Below are 25,732 nucleotides of genomic sequence, written 5' to 3' on the forward strand. Positions count from 1 at the left end.
CCCCTCGAATCAGCCGCCCAGCGCGGTGATGCCCTCGGGCGTCGTGTCGAACATGGTGAAGAAATCCAGAAACCCGGTGGCCGCCATGACGTCCCGCACGTCGGGCCGGGCTCCGGCGAGCAGCAGGTGGCCGCCGCTCGTCGCCGCCTGCCGGTGGACCAGCAGCAGGACCCGCAGGCCCGCGCTCGACAGGTAGGTGGTCCGGGTCAGGTCGAGCAGGACCGGGCCCCGCTCGGGTAACAGCTCACCGAGCTCCCGGTGCACCTGCCCCGCGGTCCGGCTGTCCAACTGGCCGTCCAGCGCGAGCACGGTGACCGGGCCCTGCATCTGCTTGCTGATCTGCATGATGTCGCTCCCTCAGCGGTCCACGGGTGCGAGATGGGCCCGCACCGTCAGTTCGGCCGCCGAGTCCGGGAGGCGGACGGTCATCGCCTCCGGGTCGAAGTCGGCGTACGGCACACCGTCGATCTCCACCCAGCGCAGCCCAACCCGGCCGGGTGGCAGGGCGTCCGGGGCGACACGCAGCACGCGGCCGGCGAAGCCGTCCGGCCGGGGGCGGAACCACAGCGACAGCGGCTCGCCGGACAGCAGCAGTCGCTGATAAACCGTTGCCAGGTAACAGAGTTCCGCGGCGTGGTACATACTCATCGAGTGGCTGCCCTTGAGGCGCTCGGTGCCGAGCAGGTACGGCACGCCGCTGGCCAGCACGTTGAAGTACACGCCGCCCTCGTCGTGGTCGAGGAAGAACGCGTTGTAGAACGCGGCCGCCTCCCTCCCGTGCTCCCGGAACTCCGAGTCGCCGCCGCTCCCCGCCAGGATCAGGTATGCCAGGATCGCCTGCTCCTGCTGCCACCACGCCTTGCGGTCGTGCCAGACGAACCGGTGCCGGCCGTCGTCCGCGCCGCGGGTGCGCTCGACCATGTCGTACCAGCCGCCACGCTGGCTGTCGGTGCCGTGCTCCGGCAGCATCTTGCCGATGCGTTCGGCGAGCTCGCGGTAGGCGGAGTTCGGCCGGATCGCGTCCATCCGCATGAGGTTCCAGGCGATCTTCAGGTTGTGTCCGACCACGGCGCGGTCCTGCTGCCAGCCGTGCTCCGGGTCCGCACTCCAGTCACCGTGGAACCGCTCGCGCACGAACGGGCTGGCGGGGTCGGGAAAGTGCTCGAGGATCAGGTCGAAGGTCTCCGCCAGCATGTCGGCGTGCCGCTCATCGCCGGTGGCCAGGTACAGGTTGATCAGATACGCCGGAGCGTGGTCGCCGATGGAGTTCCAGTTCTTGCGCGACCGGTTGGGCCCGAGCGACTCGTGGTGCGGGCTCAGCGTGATCGGGTCGATGTGGGAGAAGTAGCCGCCGTGGGTGGGATCGTGAAAGAACCGATGGAACAGCCGCAGCGTCGCGTCGATGTCCGCGGCGATCCGCGGGTCGCCGGTGACCCGGTAGGTCTGCGTGGGGCCGACCAGCGCGTAGATCTGTTCATAGGCCGGGATCGCATCGTAGTCGTCGCCGAACTCGGAGGTGAACATCTTCTCCTGCACCGTGCCGCGCACGTCGATACCGTGGTACCAGTAGACGACGTCGTCGTCGCGGTCCACGAAACGCATGTGCGCGCGCAGGTACTCGGTGCCGCGCTCGGCCACCCGCAGGAAGTCCTCCTCGCCGGTGAGCAGGTGGGCCGTGGCCATGCCGTAGACCAGCCGGGAGATCGTGTCGGTCTCCTGGACGTGGTGGTCGCTCTTGTCCCCGCCGAGCCGCAGCATGGTGCGGTAGTCGGCGTAGTCGACCGGGTCGGTGGCGCCGAACTGGGCACGCCGGTAGAACCTCGCCAGCTCGCCGAGCTGCCGCGTCCACCAGCCGCGCTCCTCGAAGGCGTACTCGTCGACGCCGTGGCCGAGGAAGATCAGCTGCTTGGCCTCGAACTCGGTGCCGCCAGCCTGCGGGTAGAAGATGCCGTAGGCGAACAGCCGGCGGCCCGGCTCGAGCAGCTCGACCAGCTGCCCGCTCGCGTCGGCGTAGGGCTCGCCGAGGTTGCGCAGGAACTGCGCGCCGGTCGTGCCGGTCAGCCGGGCCCGAACCGGGCGCCCGTCGGACGTGCGCAGGTCCAGGAGTCCCTGCCCGGCGTCGTACCCGACCACCCGGCCGGCGACCAGGTCGGAGAAGGCGAAGTCGAGCGAGGTCATCGAGGATCCTCCACTGTCTACGGATGACTTCTCAGTCGGCGGAACCTGGACGCGGTGCGGGCGGTGACCAGGTCGATGATCGTGCGGGCGAAGAGGTGGCAGTGGTCGGCGCTGCGCGCGGTGACCAGGTCACGGTCCACCACCACGTCCTGGTCGGTGTAGACCGCGCCCATGTTGCGCACGTCGGCGAGCAGGTTCACGTGCGCGGTCACCCGGCGACCCCGTACCACCTCGGCGATCGGCGAGACCAGCCACATGCCGTGGCAGATGATCCCCTTGAGCACCGAGGGGCGATCGAACGCACGCCGCAGCAGGCGCACCGCCGGTGCGAGCCGGGTGGCGTCCTCGGTGTAGCGCAACCGGTCGGCCACCATCCCGGACGGCACGATCAGCACGTCCAGCTCTGCCAGTCGCCGGTCGTCCAACTCGTCGACGTCACTGTCCACTGTGAACGGAAGGTGGTACTCGTGGCCGGTGAAGGTGAGCGACTCGTTGCCCCACAGGCGGGTCACGTACCGCACCGTGGCGCCCTCCTCGGCGAAGCGGCGCTGGTAGTAGTGTAGCTCGGGCTCGACGTAGTCGCTCTCCAGCATGATCGCGACGGTGCGACCGGCAAGCGCGCCGCCCTCGCGTGGAACGAACTGGTTCACCTGACTCCTCCCCGTCGTGCGTGCTACTCGATGACCAGGTCGACCAGGTACGGACCGGAGTGGGCGAGCATCCGGCGCACCGCCGCGGTCACCTCGCCCGACTTCTCCACCCGCTCGCCGGCCACACCCATGGACCGTGCCAGCTCGACGAAGCCGATCGCCGGGTCACCGAGGTGGAACGCATCCGGGTAGGCGTGCGCGGGCAGGCCACGCTCGGCGCGGTACTGGTCGAGGTTCAGGTCGAGCAACCGGTACCGGTCGTTGTCGCAGATCACGAACTTCGCCGCGACGCGGTACCGCGCGGCGGTCCACAACGCCTGGATGGTGTACATGCTGCCGCCGTCGCCGGTGAACCCGACCACCTCGGCGTCCGGCCTGGCGATCTTGGCGCCGATCGCGCCGGTGATCCCGACGCCCAGCGACCCGCCCCTGGTCTGGAAGTAGTTGCCGGGCACGCGCGGCGGAAGCTGGCGAACCAGGTCCGGCGACGCGGTCAGCGCCTCGTCGAACACCACCAGGTCCGGCCCGGCCTGCTCGGCCAGCGCCGCGGCGAACAACCGCATCAACGGGTCGTCGGCGGTGACAGGTGGGGCGGCCCACGACCGGCGGGGGAGGGACGCCGGTCGCGATGCCGCCCCGGCATCGGCGAGCGCACCGGCCAGTGCCGCGAGCGTCGGCTTCGGATCGGCGACCAGCGCGACGTCCACCGGGTGGTTCTTGCCGATCTCGTAGTCGTCGAGGTCGATGTGCACGACAGTCGCGTCCGGCCGGAACGGGTTCTCCAGCAACGGGAAGACCTCTGGGAACACGTACGTGCCGACGATCAGCACTGTGTCGGCGTCCGCCACCCTCGGTTCGCTCACCGTGCCGAACATATGGCCCATCTGCCCGCGGTAGAGCGGATGCGTGCCGGTCATGTTCAGCTCGGAGTCGTTGACTCCCCACACCGGCGCGTTGACCAGTTCGGCCACCCTGGCCAGCTCGGCCTGCGCGCCGGCCTCGGCGACACCGTCGCCGATGAGGATCACCGGGTTGCGCGCACCGGCGAGTGCCCGTGCGGCGCGGTCCAGCTCCGCCGGTACCGGCAGCACACTGCGGCTCGGGATCGTCGTGGCCACGGCGGTCTCGGTGGTCGGCTGGTCGAGGACGTCCATCGGCAGCGCCACGAACACCGGGCCGCGCGGCGGGGTCATGGCGAGTTTGACCGCTCTGCGCAGGACGCGCAGCAGCGAGCCGGGGTGCAGTACACGCGTGGCGTACTTGGTGACCGGCCGCGCCATCGCGACTAGGTCGGCCGCCATCTGCGCGTCGAGCGCGTCGTACCGCACCCCGGCCTCGCCGGCGACCACCACGAGCGGCGAGTGGCCGCGCATCGCCTGGTACAGCATGCCGATCCCGTTGCCGAGACCGACGCCGGCATGCAGTTGCACCAGCGCGGGGCCGCCGGTCGCACGGGCGTACCCGTCAGCGATGCCCACCGCGGTGGCCTCCTGCAACGCCAGGACGTACCGGAAGTCCGGCACGTCCCGCATGGCGTCCAGAAAGCCCTGCTCCACGGTGCCCGGGTTGCCGAACATCACGGTCAGGCCGTCCGCGGCGAACTGCTCGAAGATCGCTTCCCGGCCCGGTCGCGCGGTCATGGTGGTGGCATCCATCTCGCTACCAACCGAAGCGGAGGAGGCCGTGCTCCAACACCTCGACCAGCTTTTCGCCGGCGAGGAAGGAGTCCGGCGTGGACCGCGCCGTGATGAACGGGTAGTCGACGATGACCGAGGTCTCCTTGCCGACGTTGCCGTGGTACCGCCCGTCCGGTCCGGTGGCGTCGCGGAGGATGTACTCCAGCGGGTACGGCGGCGGGCCCATGTTGAAGTCCACCCCGATGAACCCGGTACCGTCCTTGTAGTCGTACTCCTTGCAGTGCCCGGTGACGTGCTTGCCCCAGATGAGGCTCGCCCGGTCCTCCCAGTCGCGCGCGAAGGCCAGCGGCGCGACGCCGTAGCACTCGCCGACGATCGGCTTGTCCGCGCGGTGGAAGGCGAGGATCAGCTCGTGCAGCCGGCCGTTGTTGGCCAGGTCGACGATCGGGCCGCTGCCGCCGACGATGACCAGGGCGTCGTACCGCTGGACGTCCTTGTCCAACTGGGACAGTTCTCGGTGGTACGCCTCGATCAACCGCAGGAAGTTGGGTTCGCTGTTGTACGGCCGGTCGGGGATCCAGTCGGCGAGGCTGACCGGGCTGTCGAGCCGGGCGGACTCGTCCAGCTCACGGGCGGCGACGGCCACCTCGGGTGTGGTCACCGAACGGCCGAGCGGTGGGTCGATGTAACCGGGGTCCAGGCTGGGCGGCAGCGCCTGCGGGCGCTTGCCGGTCGGGGTGGCGAAGACCGTCTGGTAGCCGCGCTCGTCGCACGCGACTACCGGTCCCAGCAGCTCCTCCCCCCAGTACCCGTACTCGGACAGGACGAACAATATTTTCTTCGACATAGGTGCTCCCGGCGATGAAGTCGTGGGAAGTACTCACGAACGAGTCAAACAACTCATGCCGTGCGACCGCCACGATCCGACGATTCCACGGGGATACTGCGTGCTTTTCACGAAACAGCGGAGCGGCGGTAGTTTTTAGTTGCGACGGTGTCGGCCGTGGCGCTTCACTCCGGACGGAATCGAATTTTTCCGCGAGGAGGTTCGTATGAGTATCCCGACACAGCAGGCGCTCACCGAGGAGCGGGTGCGTGCCATGGCGCGGGACTGGTACCAGGCACTGGACCGCCACGACCCGGTCGAGGACGTGCTGCCCTACCTGGTCACCGACGGCCTGGTCATGGTGTTCCCAGAGGCCACGCTGCGCGGCCTGGATGACTTCCGCGGCTGGTACCGCACGGTTACCCACCGGTTCTTCGACGAGGTGCACGAGCTGGACGAGGTGACCGTGCGCTTCGACGAGGCCGGCGTGGCCCACACGCGGGTGGTGGTCCGCTGGGAGGCCACGGTCTGGGACGCGCCGGCGGCACGCAGCACCTGGCTCGGCTTCACCGCGACCCAGACCTGGGAGGTCGTCGCCGGGGACGGTGTGCCGAAGATCCGCCGCTACGTCGTTGACGAGCTCGACCCGATGCCCGGCTCCGCCGCCCTGTAATCGAGAAGGAGACCGACATGAGTGACCTGACCATCCAGCGCGTGCATCGGGCCTACGACGCACTGGGCTCCGGCGACATCGACCGGGCGCTGGAGTACTGGGACCCGGCCGTCCGGTTCCTCACCCCCGGCAACCACACCTACGCAGGCTGGCACGAGGGCATCGAGGCCTTCATGGCCTTCATGGCCAAGGTGGACGAGATCTCCGCCGGCACCTTCCGGATGGAACCGTACACGGTGCTGGTCAACGCGGCCGACGGCTACTCCGTCGACGTGAACAAGACCTACGCCACCCGCTCCCACGCCGCGCCCGGCGGGGTATCGCCGTACCTGGAGCTGGAGATCGAGGGGCTGCACGTCCTGAAGTGGGAGAACGGGCGCGTGGTCGAGGGTCGCGGCGCCATCTTCGGCGACGGCATGACCCGGTTCAACCAGTGGTGGTCGCCGTTGAACCCGGACGGCACCCGGGTCGTGGTCTGAGGAGGCCTGCATGGTCCGCTGGTCCCACGTCGCGCTCAACTGCGGCGACCTCGACACCACTGAGAAGTTCTACACCGAGCTGTTCGGCTTCCACCGTGCCAACGAGTTCACCGTCGGCAGCATGTCGATCGTGTTCCTCCGGTTGGGTGACGCCCGCCTCGAGCTGTTCTGCGACCCCGCGGCCGCGCCGCAGGCGCCGGGAACCGCCGGGCAGGACGGGCCGGACGTCCGGGGCACGGTGCGGCACGTGGCCTTCCAGGTCGACGACCTCGCGAAGTTCCTGGCCGGTCCGGCGGCGACCGCCGAGGTCACCCTCGGCCCGCTGGACTTCGCCGAGTTCATCCCGGGCTGGCGGACGGTCTGGCTGCGCGACCCGGACGGCGTGGTGGTGGAGGTCAGCCAGGGCTACCGGGACGCAGCCGCGTACCCGTGATGGTGGCACTGCCAATACCACGACAAGTCCGTTCTGTTTGCCGGCGGCACGTGCGACGCACGATGTGCGTGTCCGTTGGTCGAACTTCCGACATCCGTGTGGAGGCTCCCCGTGAGTAGCACCACGAACTCGCCACCCGTCGTCCCGGCGGCGGCGATCGAGCAGCCGTCCTGGAAACGCTGGATAGCATTGCCGGTCGTGCTCGTCGGCACTTTCATGACAATTCTCGACTTCTTCATCGTCAACGTCGCCATTCCGTCGGCGCAGGCGGACCTGAATGCCAGCGACGCGCAGGTGCAACTGGTCGTCGCGGGTTACGGCGTCACCTATGCCGCCGGCCTGATCACCGGCGGCCGGCTCGGTGACCTGTACGGCCGGCGCAGGATATTCGCCATCGGCCTGGCCACCTTCACGGCGGCGTCGTTCCTGTGCGGCGTGTCGGTCAGCGCCGACATGCTGGTGGCGTCGCGCATTCTGCAGGGGCTCACCGCGGCACTGATGTTCCCGCAGGTGCTGTCGATCATCAACGTCACCTACACCGGCCCGGACCAGCCTCGCGCGTTCGCCGGGTTCGGCGCAGCACTCGGCCTCGCCACCGTTGGCGGCCAGGTGATCGGCGGGCTGCTGATCGCCGCGAACGTGTTCGACCTCGGTTGGCGGGCCTGCTTCCTGGTCAACCTGCCGGTCGGGCTGGTCGCGCTGGCACTGCTGCGGCGCGTTGTCCCGGAGTCGCGTTCGGACACCGCACGGCGCCTTGACCTGGTGGGTATGGCGATCGTCACGCCCGGCATGCTGTTGCTGCTGATACCGCTGGTGGAAGGCAGGCAGGCCGGCTGGCCCGTGTGGAGCTGGGTCTGCCTGGTCCTCGGTGTACTGGTGCTGTGCGGGTTCGCCCGCCACCAGCTGGCACTGTCCCGCCGGGGTGGCACGCCGCTGGTCGAGCCCGGCCTGTTCGGCTCGCCGTCGTTCCGGGTCGGGCTCGCCACGGTGTTCAGCGTGTATGCGGGAATGGCGTCGTTCATGCTGGTGATCGCGCTGTACGTGCAGCACGGCTTGCACTATTCGCCGCTCAAGGCGGGTCTGGTGTTCCTGCCGATGGGGGTGGCGTTCTTCCTCACCTCCAGCAACGCGGCCAAGTTCATCCGCCGGTTCGGCCGTCGCACGCTCACCATGGGTGGGCTGCTGTTGGGCAGCGGCGAGGTCGGCCTGCTGGTCGTCACCTCGGACGCGGGCGAGAACCTCAACATGCCGCTGTACCTGGTGTTCATGGCGATCGCCGGTGCCGGCATCGGGATGGTCGGCGCGCCGCTGCTGTCCCAGGTGCTGGCCGGCGTGGACAAGCAGTACGCCGGATCGGGTGCCGGTGTGGTGTCCACCGCGCAGCAGCTGTCCGGCGCGTTGGGCGTGGCGATCATGGGCATCGTCTTCTTCGGTGCCGTCGGTGTGGGTTCCGGGCCGGCCGTCTACGGGCGCGCCTTCGCCGACGGACTCATCTACCTGCTGGTGCTGGCGGTGACCCCCGCGGTGATCCCCATGCCGAACCGCTGGTGGGCGCCGAGACCGGTCGAGGCGCCGGTCGGCTGACCCGGGTGCCGGCCGTCCCGGCCGGCACCCGCTCTCGAGGCTTTCCAGGGAGTTGGACCAATGTCGGACTACACGGACATCATCATCGGCGCGGGTTCCACCGGCGCGGTCATCGCCGCGCGGTTGTGCGAGCACGACGACCGGCGGGTGCTGCTGATTGAGGCGGGCCCGGACTACCCGGACGTCGACGACCTGCCGGAGGACCTGCGCAACGGGCTCTACCCGTCGTTCATCGACCACGACTGGGGTTACCAGGCAGAGGCGGTGCCCGGCCGGATGATCCCGCTGGCGCGCGGCAAGGTGGTCGGTGGCTGTTCGGCGATCAACACGTCGCTGGCCGTGCGGCCGGACCCGATCGACTTCGAGGAGTGGGCGGGTCTCGGCAACGACGGCTGGACCTGGCAGGACGTGCTGCCGTACTACGTCAAGCTGGAGGACGACCGGGACTTCGGCGAGCCCCACCACGGCAAGGGCGGCCCGATCCCGGTGTGGCGCTGGCGCGACGAGCAGCTCAACCCGTTGCAGCGGGCGCTGCTGGACGCCTGCAAGGAGTTGGGTTACCCGGAGGTCACCGACCACAACGACCCGGCGGCCACCGGCGTCGGTCCGCTCGGCACCAACCAGGTGGACGGGCTGCGGATCTCTACCGCGATCGCCTATCTGGGGCCGGTGCGCAAGAACGAACGCCTGGAGATCCGGCCGGAAACGCTGGTCGACAAGATCCTGTTCGACCAGGGCAGGGCGGTCGGCGTCGAGGTGACCACCGCCGGGCGCACCGAGCGGGTGTACGGCGACCGGATCGTCCTGTCCGCCGGCGCGATCGGCACGCCCGCGATCCTGATGCGCTCCGGCATCGGGCCCGCGGACAAGCTCGCCGGGCTGGGTGTTCCGGTGGTGGCCGACCGGCCGGGTGTGGGGCAGCACCTCAAGGACCACCCGACCTGCCTGGTGACGTTCCGGCCGCGACCGGGCGTCTACGACGATTCCCTTCCGGTGGTGCAGATCATGCTGCAGTCGACCTACACCGGTTCGGCAGAGCGCAACGACATGCAGGTCTACCTGTTCAGCCACGTGGACCTGAACGGGTTCGCGGCCGGGCTGCGCGACCAGATCGGCACCGACAAGGTCTTCATGATCTCCGCGGGGGTCGAGCGCCCACTGTCCACCGGGGAGGTGTCGATCGACTCGACCGACCCGGGGGAGCCGCCGAGGATCCGCTACAACTTCCTCGACCACCCGGAGGACCGGCGCCGGATGCGGGAGGGCATGCGGCTGGCCTGGAAGATCGCCAGCACCCCCCAGCTGGCCCTGTTCTCCACCGGGCAGATGGTGCCCGGCCCGGATGTCATGAACGACGACGACGCGCTGGACGAGTTCATGTTGTCCACGGTGGACAATCACTGCCACCCGATGGGTACCGCCCGGATGGGGCCCGCGGACGACCCGCACGCGGTGGTGGACGCCCGGTGCCGCGCGCACGGCGTGCCCAACCTGTGGGTCGCGGACGCGTCCGTCATCCCGGTCACTCTGCGCGCCAACGGAAATTTGACCTGCATCATGCTCGGCGAGCGGGTCTCCGAGTGGCTTGGACAGCCGACCTGAGCCGGGCTCGCGCGGGTGCGCGGACGCCGCGCACCCGCCTTTCCACCCCGAGAGAAACGGATGCACCATGCTGTTGCGGACCGAGACCGCGCCCGAGATCGGCCTGTTCGCCCTCAACGGCGGCGAGACCGTGTGCGACCCGGCTGACATGCGGCGGATCGCGGTACTGGCCGAGGAGCTCGGTTACGAGTCGCTGTGGATGGGTGAGCACCCGGTGCTGCCGGTGCCGCCGCCACCCATAGGCTGGTTCCACCCCGGCTACGTGCTGGGTGACCCGCTGACCACGCTGTCCCACCTCGCCGCGGTGACGACCCGGATCCGGCTGAGCACCGGCGTAATGCTGTTGCCGCTCCGCAACCCGGTGATCACTGCCAAGCAGGTGGCCACGGCCGACGTGTTGTCCGGCGGGCGGATCACGTTGGGCATCGGCATGGGCTACATCCGAGCCCAGGCGGATGCGGTCGGCGTGCCGTTCACCGGACGCGCCGACCGCGGCCGTGAGTACCTGGAGGCGATGCGTGCCCTCTGGTACGACCAGTCACCCGTGCGCTACCAGGGCGAGCACGTCAACCTCGACGGGATCGAGGCGTACCCGCGCCCGGTGCAGCCGGACCTGCCGGTCGTGGTCGGCGGGCACACGGCCAAGGCGTTGCGGTTGGCCATCACCCACGGCCACGGCTGGTTCGGCTTCGGGCTCACCCCGGCGATGGTCGATGCCACGCTGCGCCAGCTCAACGACCTGGCAGGCAGGGTGAGCAGGCCCGAGTCGCTCGGCCCGCTCACCATCACCGTGTCACCGCCACGGGGCGGCGTGGACAAGGACACCGTGGCGCGGTACCGGCGGGCCGGCGTGCATCGCCTCGTGCTCTGGTCACCGCCGAACCTGCCGGTCGACGAGCTGGCCGGCTACGTGCGCGAGCACGCCGCGTTCGTGCCACCGAAGTAGACAACCCGATTTCCTCCCGGAGACAACCATGGCCGCAGCAGCGCCCACTCAGAACGCGTTACGCCTACCCTCGCTGACCGGCATGCGGATCATCGCAGCCGGCATGATCTTCTTCTTCCACGCCCAGTTCGAGTCGATCTTCACCAACCACACCACCACCAGTATCTACAACGGACTGCTGGGCCAGGGTGGACCGACCGGCGTCGGCTTCTTCTTCATCCTCAGTGGTTTCGTGCTCACGTGGTCGGCGCGGCAGGACGACACGCCACGTCGCTTCTGGCGGCGGCGCATCGCCAAGATCTACCCCAACCACGTGGTCACGTTCCTGGCCGCGGGTGTCCTGCTGCTGGCGACCGTGCAGACGATCCACCTCGGTCCGGCGCTGGCCAACCTGTTCCTGCTGCAGGCGTGGACGCCGAACCTGTCTGTGACGCTGAGCATGAACCCGGTGGCCTGGTCGCTCTCCTGCGAAGCGCTGTTCTACCTGCTGTTCCCGTTCCTCCTGCGCCGGGTGCTGCGCATCCGGCCGGAGCGGCTGTGGCTCTGCGCGTTCGTCCTCCTGGCGCTGATGTGGCTGGTGCCCACCGTCGTCAGTCTGCTCCCGCTGCCGACCGACGGCCCGCACATCCCGTGGCGCAACGTCTCGCAGTGGCAGTTCTGGCTCGCCTACACCTTCCCGCCGGTGCGCGCGCTGGACTTCGTGCTCGGCATGGTGATGGCGCGGATCGTGCTCTCGGGCCGGTGGATCAACCTGCGGCTGGCGCCCGCGCTGGTGCTGCTACTCGCCGGCTTCCTCGCCGCCGGCGTGGTGCCGACGCTCTACCGCATGGTGGCGATCACCGCTCTGCCGATGGCTCTGGTCATCCCCGCCGCTGCCACCGCGGACGTGCGTGGCGACCGATCGTTCCTGCGGCGCCGCACGTGGGTGTGGCTGGGGGACATCTCGTTCGCCTTCTATCTGTGGCATCGCCTGGTGCTCAAATACTGCCACATGCTCGTCGGATCGACCCACAAGTGGTCGACGCTGCCGGGTCTGGGCATGCTGCTGCTCGCACTGGCCATCACGATCGGACTGTCGCACCTGCTGTACAAGTTCGTCGAGGTGCCGCTGATGCGCCGGCTGGCCAAACCACGGCCGCGGCGAACGGAGGCCGTCGCCACCCCGCCGCCGGCGCCGTCCGAGACACCCGCAGGATGACCGGCGTAGCGAGGGCTCCGTTCGTCATGCCGCTCAGTGGGCGGCCGGCAGCCCGCTGGGACAATGCGCAGCACCAACACGGGCACGTCGACGCCGGTCGACATGACGACGGTGCCGAGGCGACCTCGCGCGGTGGGCCCCGGTCACCGTCCGAAGCCTGGTCGCGTCGGCAGAAGCGCGACCGGTCGGAGTGTCACTCCTTCGGCACGAGGCGCAGGGAGATCGAGTTGATGCAGGAGCGCTGGTCGGTGGGAGTGGGGTAGCCCTCGCCCTCGAAGACGTGGCCCAGGTGGGAGTGGCAGTTGACGCACAGGACCTCGACGCGGCCCGAATGTCGCCACACGCACTGACAGGCAAGTTGAATGGTGCATGTCACCCGGGAACGATCGGTGTGTTGACGAGGAGGTCGAACACCAGTCCGCTCGAGCCTTGGCCGCGGCCCTCGCCTCGCTGGGCGGACAGCCAGACCACCGCGCGGCCGTCGGCCCAGCGGGTGCGGTTGTAGGCTACGGACAGGCGGGTGCCGGCCTGTGGCACCTCCTCCTCGTTGACGAAGTACCACTCGTCACGGTCGAAACCCTCGCGTAGCAACGTTGTTCTCGGAGGCACCGGCTCGACGTCCAGTGCGCTGGGCATTGCCGCGCGTTGGAGTTGGATCTCGCGGTTGTCGCGGTCGACATGGACGGGGATGAACGGAATCCAGTGTTCCGGGATGGTGTTCAACGCCGCGTAGGACAGTGCGGCGCGGGGTGGGTCCGTGACGACCGGCGTCCCTGCCTGCCTGCGGCGGTATGCCAGCATCTCCGCGGCTGCCTCGCTGCCTCGGTGCGGGTCGCCGGTGGGCAGGCGGACGGTTTGTTCGATGCCCCACACCAGGTTCGCGTTCTCGTCGCGGATCATCAGGACCTCTTCCAGCGGCGGACCGACCGCGACCTTCGGCACGCTCGGTGGGAGGACCATGTCGGTGTCCGCGGGAACGTCGTCGACTCCGATGGTGTCCAATGTGTACATCGACCAGCGTTGCCAGTCCTCGTCGAAACCCTGGCCCGCCGGCTTGACCCACTGGCGGATGCCGAACACGTCGGTGACCGCCAGGCCGCGGATCCGCGCGACCGTGCCTGCCGGCAGGTCGCACGGCACCTGGTACCAGTCGTTGCTGAATACCAGCGCGAACTCCAGGAACACCAGCCTGGCCAGGTCGGTGCTGTCGGGGTGGACGGCGGCGAAGTTGGTCTTCCCGTCCTCCAGCGCCCACCAGCGGGGCAGTGGCATGCCGGAGTAGCGAACGGGTGCCGGGAATACCGTCCTGGATATCGTCGACTCCGGCGGTTTCGCCCCACCGAGAGGGTTGCCGGTCTCGATGGAGAACGCGTGCCAGTCGAGCTCGCCGCCGGGATACTCCTGTGATGTCAGGGTTTTCTCCGCACCGCCCGGCATCGTGGCGGCTACGGAGAAGCGGTGCTCCAGCCGGCGTGGGTCCCAGGCGGTGTTTCCCTCCGGTCGGTCCGGGGTGACGCCCGTCGGCTGGTCGATCAGCGCGTCGAACCAGGAGACGAGCCGCGTGCCCGCACTGTTGAGCTTGTTCCGGTCGAGGTCCAGGCCCAGCAACGTGGTGATACCCGCCGCGGCCGCGCCGCCACCCTTCACGTGCAGGTACAGCTCGTACCCGTCCATGCTGCGCCCGGCGACGGCCTGCATCGTGGCCCACACGGTCGGGTTGGCGCGCTGTGTCACGTCGGCGGCCGTTGGCGGCTTTATCGGGTACTTGGTGGTGTACTGCTCCCGGTAGTCGGAGAGTTGGCCGAGCAGCCCGACCTGGCCGAGTAGTTTGAACCAGCGGTGGCCGATCGCGAGCCGCAGGTCGAAGCCGATCTTCTCGGTGCCGTAGGTGAAACGCAGCTGCCGCCGTTCCACGACCGTCTCCAGTGGGCTGTCGGTTGGTATCAGGTCCTCCGGGGCGCCGTCGAACGACCGGAACCGGGTCGGCCGTGACGGTGTGACCGAGTAGGTGACGGTCACCGGTGAGCCGCCGTCCGTGCCGCGGAACTCGCCGAGCTGCCACTGCCGGGAGAGCATCCACAGTGGATCTCGCACCTCCGCGCGCAGTGCGCGGCCGAAGTCGGCGGTGCGTGGGCGGCCTTCCAACCGGTTCCACACACCGGCGTCGGGGAACTCTGTCATTGGCCTGCCCTCCAACGAAGGTTGGCGACGCCGAGATCGGTGGCCCGGGTCGCCGGCAGCACGGTCGCGGGGAGCAGGTGCGCGAACGCCGTCGCACCGAGATGTGCCGGCTCGACCGCACGGGTCTTCGCCAGCTCGAACGTCTCCGTGATCGCGTCGACCAGCTCGGCGGACGCCCACTGGCCGCCTGCCGTCCGCACCGGCGGCACGACCAGCAGCATCGCTTGCGGTGGCTCCGAGTCCGGTCCGTTGTGGTGCACGGCGATGCCCGTGGTCTCGCGTTCGGCGGGGATCACCTCGGTCCACTCGTCCAGGAGGAGCCCGCACTGTACGTCGCCGTTCAGGGTGGCCGCGTAGTGCGCGGTGAACAGCAGCCGGTCCTCGTTGAGCTGGTTGGGCAGGTTCGGGTCCTTCGCGAACTCCAGGCCGAGCCAGTGGTCCTTCGGCACGTACGGGAACTGGACGGGCGTCAGCTCTGGTTCCGACCAACCGAGGATGCCGGTGCCCAGCAACCCACCCGGCCCGAGCAACGCGTCCGAGAGCAGCACGGTCTGCTCCCACAGCCGCGGCTTCTCACGCACTCGCGCGAGCCCGTGCAGCCAGTCGTCGACCGGGAAGTCCCTGGCAGGCTTGAGATGCGCGAGCAGTTTTCCGCTGTCGGTGCGGGCCTTGCGCCACTGGTCGATGACCGGCGTCGCCGTGAACTGGGGCACGGACAGGACATCCTCGCCGAGCAGGGCTTTCAGCGCGTCGGTCCCGGCGCGGACCCGGTCCGGTCCGGGGGCGGCCGAGTCGTAGAGGCCCAGCGCCGTCTCCGCGGCGATGCGTCGTGCGTCGAGTTCGTCCTTCAGCTTTCGTCCGCGTGTCAGCAGGTCCAGGCCGAAGGCCACGACGCGGTCCTGGAAGGGTTTCAGGTCGAGGCCCTGCGCGTCGAACTCGGCGGGCGGCAGCTTTGCCGCGACGTCCGTGAGCAGTCCGCTCACCGTGGTCTTGCTGGTGCCGGCCAGCTGGCTCAACACGTTGACGCGGTTGGCGAACGTGTTCCGGAGGTTCCGGACCCGGGTGCGCATCTGTTGGGCCGTCTGGGTTCGCGGTCCCGGCTTGGCGGTGAGCAGCCGCTCGGCCTTCTCCAGCAGCTGGAACCGGGGCTCCTCCGGTTTCTGCGGAAGGTCGTCCTCCTGGTCGATCAGCACGGTCGCGGCGGCGAGGGCGTCGGCCATGCGGGCCGCCAGTACCGCGACGGCCGCCAGGATGTCGCCGAACACCCCGCCACGCCACTGCGCGAGCTCACCCCAGCCGCTGCGCAACAGACCGAAGCCGGCCGAGGTCACCGCCAGCTTCGCGTACCGGGTCAGGAAGTTGTCGATCCCGGCCAGCACATCGGGCCGGGAGGGCTCTGCGGCTTCCGGATAGAGCGCACCGAGATCGCTGACGTAGATCGTCACGTTCTTGATCAGGTCCTTGATGGACGCCAGCACGGCGAGCGGCCGGTCCTTGGGCAGTGTGATGGCGTCGTCGGCGGCGCGGTTGACGGCGGCGCTGCCCGCTGCGGGCACCAGGTCGCTCTGGCGCAGGGGCCGGGCCGTGGTCAGCAGCGTGCGCACGGCCGCGACCAGCGGCGAGAGCTCGAAGAAGGTGGTCTTGTCCTTCACTCTGGTCGTGTACTCGATGTGCAGCTCGACGTCCGGCCGCGGCGTCGACTCCTCGATGACCACGCCGAGGATCCGGTCGTCCAGGTCGGTCATCGCGGCCTGGTCTGCCGGGCGCAGCGCCCACAGCAGGTCGATCGGCGCCAGTCCGGCCTCCGCCTGGGTGACCGTCTGGCTGTGGGCCTCGCCCTCGTCGTCGTGCCACGTCACGAGTGCCACGACGTTCGTGGACTTCGGCAGCACCGCCGGCAGCCAGGCGTTGACGGCCGGCTCGGCCTGCACGCGGGGCTTGTTGTGGCCGAGCACCGGCGCGCCGTCGTCCGGGTCGACGTCCGGGTCGAACTGCACGGCCAGCCGGTGGGTGAGGGTGGTCCCGCTGCGCGGCGTCTCCACGACTGACGGAGCGGGCGGGAGTCCTTCCTTGGCGTACGCGTCCAGCGCAGCCGACGCGCGTTCGGTGTTGCCCTGCAGTGCCTGGTGGGCGCCTTCGGCGACGGCCACGTCGGCGACCGCGTCCAACGTGTTGCGCAACGCGTTCACGACGGCCCGGATGTGGCCCTTCGTGGTGGTGTCCGCGTGCTCCAGGTCCTCGTACCCGAACGGGTAGTCGTCCGGGTGCTCGGTGCCCGGCGGGGCGTTGTCGCGCAAGGCGTTGACATGTCGCAGCAGGGCCAGCCCGTGGATCACGTTGCGGGCCTCGACCTGCTCGATGGGCGTCGACACCGCCGGGTCGGTCGGCTCCGGGACTGTCTCGTCAATCTTGTTGGCGCGCAAGGGAAACTTCAGACGCAGTCCCGCGATGTACTTGTCGAGCCCCGCGGCCCGGTCGTGCAGCGCCCGTTCGAAGCGGTAGCCGAGCAGCGCGCCGAGTGACTGCCCCTGACGCATCCCGTCCGCGATCGTTAGCGCGAGCCGGACGCGTTCCGAGCTGAGGTTGACCGCGAACACGTTGGGTTTCGCGATGTCGGCATTCGCGAGGTAGCCGGCCCGCAACACGGCGGCGGTGCGCGCGTGCGCGGGCGACGGGCTGTGGACGTACCCCGCGTTCTGCCTGTCATGCGGGAGTTCGGCGGCGCCGAAGACGCCCGTGAGGTCGGCGGGCACGGGGGCCATGTCCACGGGGTCGACGTTCCGTCTGACGTGCTCGAGCCAGCCATAGGCGCCGAGGTGTAGGCCGCGGGTCGGCTGGCCGGTGCCGTCGGGGCCGTACCGCATCTCGGCCAGCCGCTCGTTGACCAGCCCGAGCCGCCACGCGTCCAGGCGGTAGGTGGCGCAGTCGAGGTGCTCCGCGAACAGCCGCTCCAGCCGCGCGGTCGGTAGCTTGGCCAGGTCCTTGAGCGCCGTGACCTGCTCGGCCTTCTCCTCGGGGGTCGCTTCCGTGGCTGCCAGCAGGACCGCGTGCCGCGCGAGCAGATACAGCAACGCGGCGGGTGGCAGGTCGTCCGGGAAGCCCTGCTCGTTCAGGATCGTGGCTGGATCGCTCTCGGCGAGCCAGGTCAGGTAGTCGCGGCTGTCCGTGGTGTACGGCCGGATCCGGTCCTTTTCGGACAGCGGTCGGTCGTCGACCACCGGCGCGACCATGGGCTCGGCCGCGTCCGCGAACACCCGCAGCATGGCGTCGGGGTCGGCGTCCCGCGTGACACCCAGTCGGGTGAGCAGGTCCCGGACCGGGGCGGCGGCGTGGGCCACGGCCGCCGTCAGTGGATCGTCTCCCACGGGACTCTGGGCGTAGCGGAAGTGGTACTCGACCGATGTCGGGTGCAACGCGACGACGTCCAGCAGGACCTGGTGCCGGTCGGTGCCCTCGAGCGTGTCGAGGTTGGAGACGTGTTCGAGCGCGGCGTGCCAGTCTTCCGCCGCCGCCTTCAGCATGTCGTTGAGCGCGGTCCGGTGCGTCGCGGTGGCGGGGAAGGCGAGCCGGGAGAACACGGTCGTCGGCAGGATCCCGTACGGCTGGCGGCCTATCTTCACCGCGGGCAGCGGCCCCCGGCCGGATATGTTGGCGAGGAAGAACTTCCGGGTCTCGGCGATCTCCTCCGGGGTGAGCACGCCGTTGAGCAGTGCCGGTAGGAAGTAGCCCCACGTCGCCGGCCACAGGGCGGTGTTCGCGGCCCACGCCTCGCGCCGGTCGGTGCCCGCCGCGTTCGGCACGCCGGTCAGCACGGCCGGGTCGAGCCCGAGCAGTTCGGCGAACCACTGCCCGTCGGTCCTGGTGGTCCAGTCGCCTGCCGTGGCGGCGAACCCGGCCACCGTCGCCAGGCCTGCGTCGGCCTCGGCCTTCGGGTCCTGTCCGGCCGGCCGTTCCTCGGAGTTGTTGGTCGGTGTGCCCTGCGGCAGCAGGCTGAACCCGGACGGGCTACGCAGTTGGTCGGTGAGCAGGCCGGCGAACGCAGTTGCGCTCTGCTGGGGAGTCGCCTGTTCGCGGAGCCCGAGCACGACGATCCGGTCGACGCCCTCGCGGAAGGCGTCCTTGAGCTCGACCTTGATGCCCATGCCCGCGGTGACGGCCTCGTCGAAGTTGGTCAGCCAGAGCAGGGCAGGCGGCATGTTCAGCGTGCCGGTCTTCTCGTTGATCTTGAGCTGGGTCTCGGGTGGCTCGTTGGGACTCGGGCTCACCGCCAACCCCTGGCGCACGGGACCGCCGGATTCCGTGAATACGAGCGTGTCGCCTTTGTACCCGAACGCCGTGAACCTGTCGGGAAGCAGTGCCGCGGTGGCGGCCACGGTCCAGGACTGCGCCGCGAACTGCCCCGCCGTTGGCGTCGGCAACACGAGGAAGGCCACCACGACCACGTCGCCAGGGGTGGCGGGTGCGGCGTCCGCACCGGACGGTCGTCGTGCCTTGATGGCGGCCGCCTTGGCGCCGACGGCGGCGAACAACTGGATCTCGGCCGCACGCAGCTTCCCCCGGTCGCCGTGTGCGCCCCACACGGCCGTCCAGTACGTGGTTGCGGCCTGCCGGTCGGCCGCGGCGAGCGGTTGCGGGCTCACGACCACGAGCACGACCGCGCCGGCCGGCACGCCGAGCGGCCGGTCGGCCGGGTTCGCCGGCTCGCGTGACCGCAGCAACCAGCCGGCCCGCCCGGCCGGGATCCGCGCGACGAGTTCGTGCCAGGCGGCCTGCTCACCAACTGCCGATCCGCCGGAGGCCCACAACGCGACCCAGTAGGCGTCCAGCGCGGCGAGTTCCGCCTTGGTCGGCTTCGGCTCGAACTTGTTCACCGACCACTCGTCGGGGAACACGCGGATCAGCAAGTGCGTCTGCGTGAAGCGGGTCTCGATCCGGACCGGACCCAGCAGCACGGGAAAGTCATGGCTGAGTGTGGGCATCCGGCAACATCTCCTGTGCGTGCATGGCGACCAGCACCGGGGCCTGGAAGAGGATGTAGGCGACGTCGGCGGCGCTGACGTTCGCGTGCCAGTCGTCGACCAGGACGTCCTCGTCCCGCTGCGCGACCTTCTCCAGGTCGTCCTTCTCGAGCATGTCGTCGTCGAGGGAAATCGTTGGGGCGTCGGCGAACCGGATGAATCCGTGCTCGTGCGGGTCGATCGTCTTCCAGGTCAGGTCGTTCCATACCTCGACGGCCGGCTTCACGTTCGGCTGGTCATCGTCCAGCCCGAACCGCGGGTCGCCAGGCCGTTCCTTCAACACGAAGAACCAGCCGAGATCGCCGTCGACACCCGTCCCTCGGGCCGTCGCCGCGTCGAGGTCGAAGCCGAGCAGGTAGAGGTCCGGCTCGACCTTGGCCTCGTAGATCGGCAGCTGGACCACCGTCGTCGGGTCCTCGTTCGCCGGCAGGTCGGCCAGTGTCCGTTCCCCGCTCCTGTCAGGTCCGGACTTGTCGGGCAACAGCGGCCACGCGGCCTTGTGCGCGTAGATCGCCGCGGTCGGGTACCTCCGCAACAGCTCGCCCCGGATCACCAGCACGAGGCCGACCGTCGGCCGGCTGTGGTTCCCACCGAGGGGAGAGGTCTTGCCCCACAGGTGGATCGGCGGGATGTCGTAGAGCCGCTCACGCCGCTGTGCCGCCGTCTCGTCGGGTTTCGCCGGGGCGGTGCGTGGGTCCCAGAACTGCCGGAACGGAGTGCCGCGCTGGTCGGTCGGATACTCCCGCCACAGCAGCTCCCGCGCCATCTCGTGGTTGAGGCCGACGAAGAAGGACTCGATGAAGCGGCGGTTGGGCTCCAGCAGCGTCACCGAGTTCGGCGGGAGCAGCCCGAGGTTGGGCACGAACGTGTCCACCGACATCCTCAGCAGCTCGGTGTACATCGGCATGTCGAACTTGGGGTAGGCCATCACCTCGGTCAGCTCGCCGTCCTTCGGGGCGAGCCGCTCCGGCAGGTCGACCGCCGCGATGATGTTCTTCATGATCGTCCTGTCCGCGGCGAGGCCGGTGACCACGGCGGTGGTGGTGCCACGGACGTCCAGTGGCTGCGGGCCGTCTTCCTCGGCCGCGACGGACAACCGGGCCCGCAGCGCGCCGAGTGCCGGCTCGGCGGCGCCGTCCCGCATCCGTTCGGCCAGCCGTGCCGGCGTGACCAGTCCGGGTGGCGCGTCGAGTGGCGGCGCGGGGGAGACCTGCTGCTCGTCGATGCGGGCGAGGAGCGGGTCCAGCGAGGTCTTCAGGGTCTTCATCAGGCGGGCGCGTGGCCGGGTGATGCGGCGCATGGCCGGCGACACCGGGGCCGCCGCGACGCGGCTTCGCGCCACCTTGTACCCGACGGTGAGTACCTCGCCGGACGTGGCGGCGGGCTGGGCCAGCACCTTGGGGTGGGCGGGTGCGGTGAGTGTCAGCGCCCGTCCGGACGCCGGTGGGTCTGCCTCGGCCACCTGCGCCGGGCCGGCCTGTTCGGCGATGTGCTTGCCGTGCAGGATGTTGCCGACCTCCCTGGCCAGCTGCGCGGTTCTGATCCACGCGTTGGCTCGCGGTGCCTCGCCGAGCTGCTCCCAGGCGGCGGCCATCAGCTCCTCCTGCCGCGCCTGCACGACCTTGACGCCGAAGTGCGCGGCGACCCGGTAACGCGGGTCGAGGTTGAGCCGGTGCACCCAGTTGTGCACCTCGGCGGGCGGTAGGTCGGTGCCGTCCGGGTGCTTCAGCAGCTTCGGGGTGAGCGCGTGCCAGCGCCCGTACAGCGGCGGCGTGATCACCGGGTCCCCCCGCCCGGCCAGTTTGGGGATCTGGGTCTCGGTGTTCGCGGTGACCACGGCGTTGTGCTGGTAGGCCTCGGCGAGGTTGATCAACCCGGCGAGCGCCTGCTGCCACTGGTTCGGATACGGCGGAGCGGGTGGGCCGGGTGGTTTCTGCGGTCCGTAGTAGTTGTCCCAGTTCTCATGATTGTCGATGACCGCGTCCGAGTCGGTCAGCTGGAGCGCACCGCCGAGCCGCAGCACGCCGTTCGGCACGGCCGGCGTGGTGAGCTCGGGCAGTCCGTAGCCGGGGGAGCGGTGCGCGTCCATGTCACGCAGGCCGACCGGTTCCTGGGCCTCGAACGGTTTCAGCAGCCGGGCCAGGTACTCGAAGTCCCCGGCCTTGCTCGTGGTGAACTCCCAGCGGTGGTAGTGCGGGAGGCGTACGGACGCAGTGCCCCAGCTCGGCGTCGTCGCCTCGATGCCGCCGGCCTCGATCTCCGCCGCCGTCATCCCGAGCCCGGCACGGCGCCCGGTCTCGAACGTGGGCACCAGGAACGCGTGGTAAGTGGTGCTCGGGTCGAGGTGCCGGGGGCAGATCACGCGGGAACAGGCGCTGTCCGGCGCCTCCCGCAACACCTTGGCGAGGTTTGACAGCACAGGTCCCATCGCGCCGGGCGTCGTGTCGTCCACGAAGACCTGGTCGGCCAACGAGCCGTTCACGTGGACGTGCGCCCAGGCCCCCAGTTCCTTCGCGGGCTGCAGTGCTTCCGGCTTCGTGACCGTGATGTACGGCAGCGGACCACCGCCCTCCTTGCCGTCCTCGAACTCCATGGTGGTCAGCACGATCAGCGCGAGCCACGGGGTGAGCCGCCTCGTGGTGGCGTCCGGCCCGGCCGGGCTGTAGCGCCACGCGTAGTCCTCGTCGTAGAACTCGATGTGCGCCAGGTAGTTGGGCTCGAAGTTGGTGGCGAACGGCGGCGGCTCCATGCGTGAGACCGCCCGCGAGTCAACCCCCGTCACGTCGCCGGGGCCGTAGAGCTGCACGGGTTGCTCGACCGGCGGGTGCGGCGGCGGCGGGTTGACCGGATCGAGTGCGTCGGCGGTCAGCTCCAGCATGACGGAGATGGTCGCCCGTCCGGTCTCCTGCGCACCGGTGATCTTGGTCGAGAGCCCGGTCCGCAGCCAGGGCAGGAAGGAGTAGGCGCCGTCGTCACTCACGTGCCGCTCCGTTCCGCGGTCGCGGTGAGCTCAACGGGGCCGGCCGCGGCGGCCAGCCCGGTGCGGGCGATGCCACCCGCGACGAGCAGCTTCGTGCCGGACGCCGCCGCCGCGAACGCCCATCGACCCTCGACGAGGCCGGCGAACGGGGTCCAGGCACCCGCCGCGAACTGGAGGACGCCGCGATAGCCGGCCTCGTTGTCCGCGTGGTCCGCGCCGCCGACTATCAGTGCCTTGCCGGCCCCGAACGGCACGCCGCGGTGGAACGTCCGGCCCGCCGGCATCGGGCTCACTTCCTGCCACGTCTGGGAGGTGACGTTGTACACCTCCGCGGTGGCGCGGGCGAAGGGGTCGAAGCCATCGGCGCTCGCACCCGGCGCGCGGCCGCCCGCGACCAGCACGGTGGTCGCCGACAGGGCGGTCGCGGAGTGCGCGCCGCGGGCGTGGTGCATGGTCCCGGTCGGCGTCCACTTCTTGGTCGCGGTGTCGTACAGCTCGCAGAACGCGAGGTCCGCCTGGTCCGCCGTGCCGACGGGCACGCCGCCACCGCACACGAGCACCTTCTTGCCGTCCTGCAGGGCGATCGCGGCGTGTCCGGTGCGTGCGTCGGTCATGTCGTGCTCGACCGGCTGCCACGTCTGGTCTTCGGGGTTGAACAACTCGGCGGAACGCGACGCGACCGTGCCGCCGCCCGTGCGCTGCCCCGAGCCGCCCGCGACGAGGACGAGCCCGTTGTCCAGCACGGTCGCGCTGTGCCCGACGCGGCCGACCGCCATGGCGTTGGTGGTCGGCAGCCACTTCTTCTCTGTCGGGTCGAAGATCTCGGCCGTCTTCAGCGGGCTGCCATTCGAGGTGCTGATACCCCCGGCGGCCAGTACCTTGCCGCTCGGCAGGAGCGTCAGCGTGTGCAGCTGCCGGGTGGTGCCGAGCAGGATGGTCGTCGACCACGTGCCCGCGGTGAGGTCGAACACGGCGCTGTCCCGCAGCCCGGCACCCGTGGCGTTCGCACCGCCGGCGACCAGGATCTTCGTGCCGTCCTTGAGCACCACGGCGCCGTCGTGCTGGCCCTGCCAGCACGCGGCGATGACGTAGTCGGGTGTCGGCGACCACGTGTCGGCCGCGAGAGTGCTGGTCGTCATCGGTCGGTCCCTCCGGTCATGGCAGGTAGGTCTCCGCGGTCGTGGCGAGCTGGGCGGGCCCCGGCGCGGCGGGCCCGGTCAGCGCCCGGCCACCTACCGCGAGCACGCGGCCGTCCGCCAGGTCGACAGCCGCGAAGTCCCACCGGCCGGTGGCGAGGGCGCCGGTCGGTGTCCAGGAGCCCGTGGCCGGGTTGAAGGTCACGGCATCCCGGTAGCCGGCCGTGGCGCGAGGCCGGCCGACGCCACCGATGACGACGGCGCCCCGGCGTGTCCGGACGCACCGATGTCCACTTCGGCCGCCGCCGGGCAGGTCGTCAACCGGCTGCCAGACCCCGGTGCTCGGGTCGTACACCTCGGCCGAGGCGAGGCTCTCGACCCGGTAAGGGATGGCCGGCACGGCGTCGCCGCCGGTGACCAGCACCTTGCCGCCCGGCAGGAGCGTCGCCTGGTGGCCTTTGCGGGGGGTGGCGAGGCTGCCGGTGGCGGTCCACGACTTCGTGGCCGGGTCGTACAGCTCGCAGGACGCGAGTGCCCGCTCGCCGTCGCCGGTCGGCACGGCGCCGCCGACGACCAGCACCGCACCCGTGCCGAGCACCACGGCCGCGTGCCCGGTCCGCGCCTCGGCCATCGGACCGATCGCTGTCCAGGCCAGGGTGGCCGGGTCGAGCAGCTCGGCCAACGCGAGCGCGGCGCCCCGCGCACTCGTGCCACCGGCGACGAGCAGCTTCCGGTCAGCGATCGTGGCCGAGTGTCCATATCGGGCGGTCGTCAACGCGGCGTCCGGAGTGGACCAGGTGCGTGTCACGGGATCGAACACCTCGACCGTGGCCAGTGGTGCGCCGTCCGTGCCGAGTCCGCCCGCGGCGACGACCCGGCCGTCGCCCAGTCTCGTCGCGGTGTGCCGCCGCCGGGCCGTGGCCAGTGACCCGACCTGGGGCGCCCAGGTGCGCGGGATCGGGTCGAAGAGTGCCGTCGTGGCCACAGCTGTGCCGGTTGCGTCGGCGCCGCCCGCGACCAGCACCTGCCCGTCCTTCGACAACCGCACCGCGTCGGCTTCCGTGACCGCCGAAGGCGGCGCGCCTGCCACCGACCAGACACCCGATTCCGCGAGCGTGCCGCCAGGCACCTCGGCCTGACGCAGGACGTGCAGCTGCCCGGCCAGAGCCGGGTCCGCGTGGATCCAGTCGGCCATGGCGTCCTCGGCGGACGCCACACTGCGGAAGCTCGACGACGTGGCACTGGCGGTGGCCGGTGGGAACGCCTGCTGGTTGTTGCGCAGGTAGGCGACGACGAACCGGCCACCGGGGACCCGCACGGTTTCCTCGACCGCGAACGGCTGGCGCTGCCTGGCTTCCTGTTGGGACAGTGGTGACCTTGCGGTGCTGCTGCCCTCCAGGAGCTGGTTGAACACGGTCGCCGGCGGGGTGTAAAGCCGTCCGTGCACGCGCCCGTTGCGTACCGGCGCGGCCGCCGCACGCCTGGTGTTGACCATCCCCGGCGCCTTGTTGTCGACGATGCTCAGCTCGTAACGGGCGCTGCGGCGCACCACCCGTGGCGACGCGATCGCACCGCCCTCGGCGACCAGCTCCAAGCCGGCGTCCTGGGTCTCGTAGGCGGGGCGGGACAGCTTCGCCGCGTCGTCCATGTCCTGGAACTGGGCCATCGCGAACTTGTCGCCGGTGACCGACCGCCGCACGAGGCCGCTGCCCGGCGCCGGCTCGACCGTGAAACGCTTGCCGTCACTGGGGCGCTGGGCGCCGACCCGGTCGATCCGGACGCCGAGCGGGATGGCCCGCTGCCGCACGAACAGCGAGCCGAGCGGGTGCAGGACCAGGCCGTCGTCCGGTGTGAGGGGTCGCAGCGTGACCAGCGGGTTGGTGCCGCCGGCCGGCAACCGGGTCTGCCAGCCCTCGGTCTTGCGGACCTCCGCTTCCAGCAGTGCGAGTACCGCGACCGGCGGCAGCGTCGTGGTGCGTTCCTCGCCCCATGTGATGTCGAAGTCGGCGGAGATCTCGAAGAACAGCAGGGTGATCGAGCCGCGACCGTGTGCCCGCCACGGTGCGGGCCCTTCCAGCGTGAAGTTCAGGTCGATGCTGAACACGCCCACGCCGAACGCCTTCAGCGAGACCCCGGCGGAGATCTGGACGACGAAGGAGAACGGGGAGAACCGGAACAACGCGTCGAAGCCGAGATGGCCCTCGATGCCGA

General features: G+C 70.1%; 17 protein-coding genes and 1 pseudogene. 7 read left to right on the forward strand and 11 right to left on the reverse strand.

The genetic code is table 11. The features are described 5' to 3' along the window. Nucleotides 1–9 precede the first annotated feature (9 nt). Genes ACJ73U_RS23830 through ACJ73U_RS23850 form a run of 5 tightly spaced genes read right to left on the reverse strand, consistent with a single transcriptional unit; the run spans nt 10 to nt 5,312 of the window. Entirely contained in the window at nt 10–345 is a 336-nt protein-coding gene (locus ACJ73U_RS23830; RefSeq protein ID WP_407779909.1) for an STAS domain-containing protein, read from the reverse strand. 12 nt (nt 346–357) lie between these two features. Continuing rightward, on the reverse strand, nt 358–2,178 hold the full coding sequence (locus ACJ73U_RS23835; protein WP_407779910.1) for an AGE family epimerase/isomerase: 1,821 nt from the start codon (nt 2,176–2,178) through the stop codon (nt 358–360). A 17-nt stretch (nt 2,179–2,195) separates the two neighbouring features. Next, nucleotides 2,196–2,828, reverse strand: coding sequence for a DJ-1/PfpI family protein (locus tag ACJ73U_RS23840; protein WP_407779911.1), 633 nt, complete (start codon nt 2,826–2,828; stop codon nt 2,196–2,198). A gap of 23 nt (nt 2,829–2,851) precedes the next feature. Beyond that, on the reverse strand, nt 2,852–4,468 hold the full coding sequence (locus ACJ73U_RS23845) for a thiamine pyrophosphate-binding protein (RefSeq protein ID WP_407779912.1): 1,617 nt from the start codon (nt 4,466–4,468) through the stop codon (nt 2,852–2,854). A 19-nt stretch (nt 4,469–4,487) separates the two neighbouring features. After that, nucleotides 4,488–5,312, reverse strand: coding sequence for a type 1 glutamine amidotransferase domain-containing protein (locus ACJ73U_RS23850; protein WP_407779913.1), 825 nt, complete (start codon nt 5,310–5,312; stop codon nt 4,488–4,490). Nucleotides 5,313–5,517: 205 nt separating this feature from the next. Between ACJ73U_RS23850 and ACJ73U_RS23855 the strand changes: the two genes are divergently transcribed. The 7 genes from ACJ73U_RS23855 to ACJ73U_RS23885 all read left to right on the forward strand — a co-directional run bounded on the left by ACJ73U_RS23855 (nt 5,518) and on the right by ACJ73U_RS23885 (nt 12,206). Then, a complete protein-coding gene (locus tag ACJ73U_RS23855; RefSeq protein WP_407779914.1) occupies nt 5,518–5,964 on the forward strand; it encodes a nuclear transport factor 2 family protein in 447 nt (148 codons plus the stop codon). A gap of 17 nt (nt 5,965–5,981) precedes the next feature. Continuing rightward, nucleotides 5,982–6,443 carry a nuclear transport factor 2 family protein gene (locus tag ACJ73U_RS23860; protein ID WP_407779915.1) on the forward strand — a complete coding sequence of 154 codons (462 nt, stop codon included), beginning with the start codon at nt 5,982–5,984 and terminating at the stop codon, nt 6,441–6,443. 10 nt (nt 6,444–6,453) lie between these two features. Beyond that, the gene (locus ACJ73U_RS23865) at nt 6,454–6,876 is read left to right on the forward strand and encodes a VOC family protein (RefSeq protein ID WP_407779916.1); all 423 of its coding nucleotides are present in this window, start codon (nt 6,454–6,456) and stop codon (nt 6,874–6,876) included. Nucleotides 6,877–6,987: 111 nt separating this feature from the next. Then, on the forward strand, nt 6,988–8,460 hold the full coding sequence (locus ACJ73U_RS23870; RefSeq protein WP_407779917.1) for an MFS transporter: 1,473 nt from the start codon (nt 6,988–6,990) through the stop codon (nt 8,458–8,460). A 60-nt stretch (nt 8,461–8,520) separates the two neighbouring features. Then, a complete protein-coding gene (locus ACJ73U_RS23875) occupies nt 8,521–10,062 on the forward strand; it encodes a GMC family oxidoreductase (protein ID WP_407779918.1) in 1,542 nt (513 codons plus the stop codon). Between the two features lie 67 nt (nt 10,063–10,129). Continuing rightward, on the forward strand, nt 10,130–11,008 hold the full coding sequence (locus tag ACJ73U_RS23880) for a TIGR03619 family F420-dependent LLM class oxidoreductase (RefSeq protein WP_407779919.1): 879 nt from the start codon (nt 10,130–10,132) through the stop codon (nt 11,006–11,008). Nucleotides 11,009–11,036: 28 nt separating this feature from the next. Then, the gene (locus ACJ73U_RS23885) at nt 11,037–12,206 is read left to right on the forward strand and encodes an acyltransferase family protein (RefSeq protein WP_407779920.1); all 1,170 of its coding nucleotides are present in this window, start codon (nt 11,037–11,039) and stop codon (nt 12,204–12,206) included. A 193-nt stretch (nt 12,207–12,399) separates the two neighbouring features. Here ACJ73U_RS23885 and ACJ73U_RS23890 read toward each other — a convergent pair. The 6 genes and pseudogenes from ACJ73U_RS23890 to ACJ73U_RS23915 form a co-directional block, all read right to left on the reverse strand. Further along, nucleotides 12,400–12,531 (reverse strand): annotated as a pseudogene (locus ACJ73U_RS23890) (peptide-methionine (R)-S-oxide reductase); the annotation flags it as partial. A gap of 47 nt (nt 12,532–12,578) precedes the next feature. After that, complete coding sequence (locus ACJ73U_RS23895) at nt 12,579–14,387, reverse strand: hypothetical protein (protein WP_407779921.1); 1,809 nt, start codon at nt 14,385–14,387, stop codon at nt 12,579–12,581. Continuing rightward, nucleotides 14,384–19,366, reverse strand: a complete 4,983-nt coding sequence (locus tag ACJ73U_RS23900; RefSeq protein ID WP_407779922.1) for a hypothetical protein — start codon at nt 19,364–19,366, stop codon at nt 14,384–14,386. The genes ACJ73U_RS23895 and ACJ73U_RS23900 overlap by 4 nt, the downstream gene beginning before the upstream one ends. Then, nucleotides 19,347–22,385 (reverse strand): hypothetical protein, encoded by a 3,039-nt coding sequence (locus tag ACJ73U_RS23905; RefSeq protein WP_407779923.1) that lies wholly within the window; start codon nt 22,383–22,385, stop codon nt 19,347–19,349. Before ACJ73U_RS23905 ends, ACJ73U_RS23900 begins: the two co-directional genes overlap by 20 nt. After that, nucleotides 22,382–23,524: a Kelch repeat-containing protein gene (locus tag ACJ73U_RS23910; protein WP_407779924.1), complete on the reverse strand. Its 1,143-nt coding sequence runs from the start codon at nt 23,522–23,524 to the stop codon at nt 22,382–22,384. Before ACJ73U_RS23910 ends, ACJ73U_RS23905 begins: the two co-directional genes overlap by 4 nt. Nucleotides 23,525–23,540: 16 nt before the next feature. Beyond that, on the reverse strand, nt 23,541–25,732 hold a 2,192-nt coding region (locus tag ACJ73U_RS23915), incomplete at its 5' end, for a kelch repeat-containing protein (protein WP_407779925.1).

Source organism: Actinophytocola sp. (genome assembly GCF_045807065.1).
GTDB lineage: Bacteria > Actinomycetota > Actinomycetes > Mycobacteriales > Pseudonocardiaceae > Actinophytocola.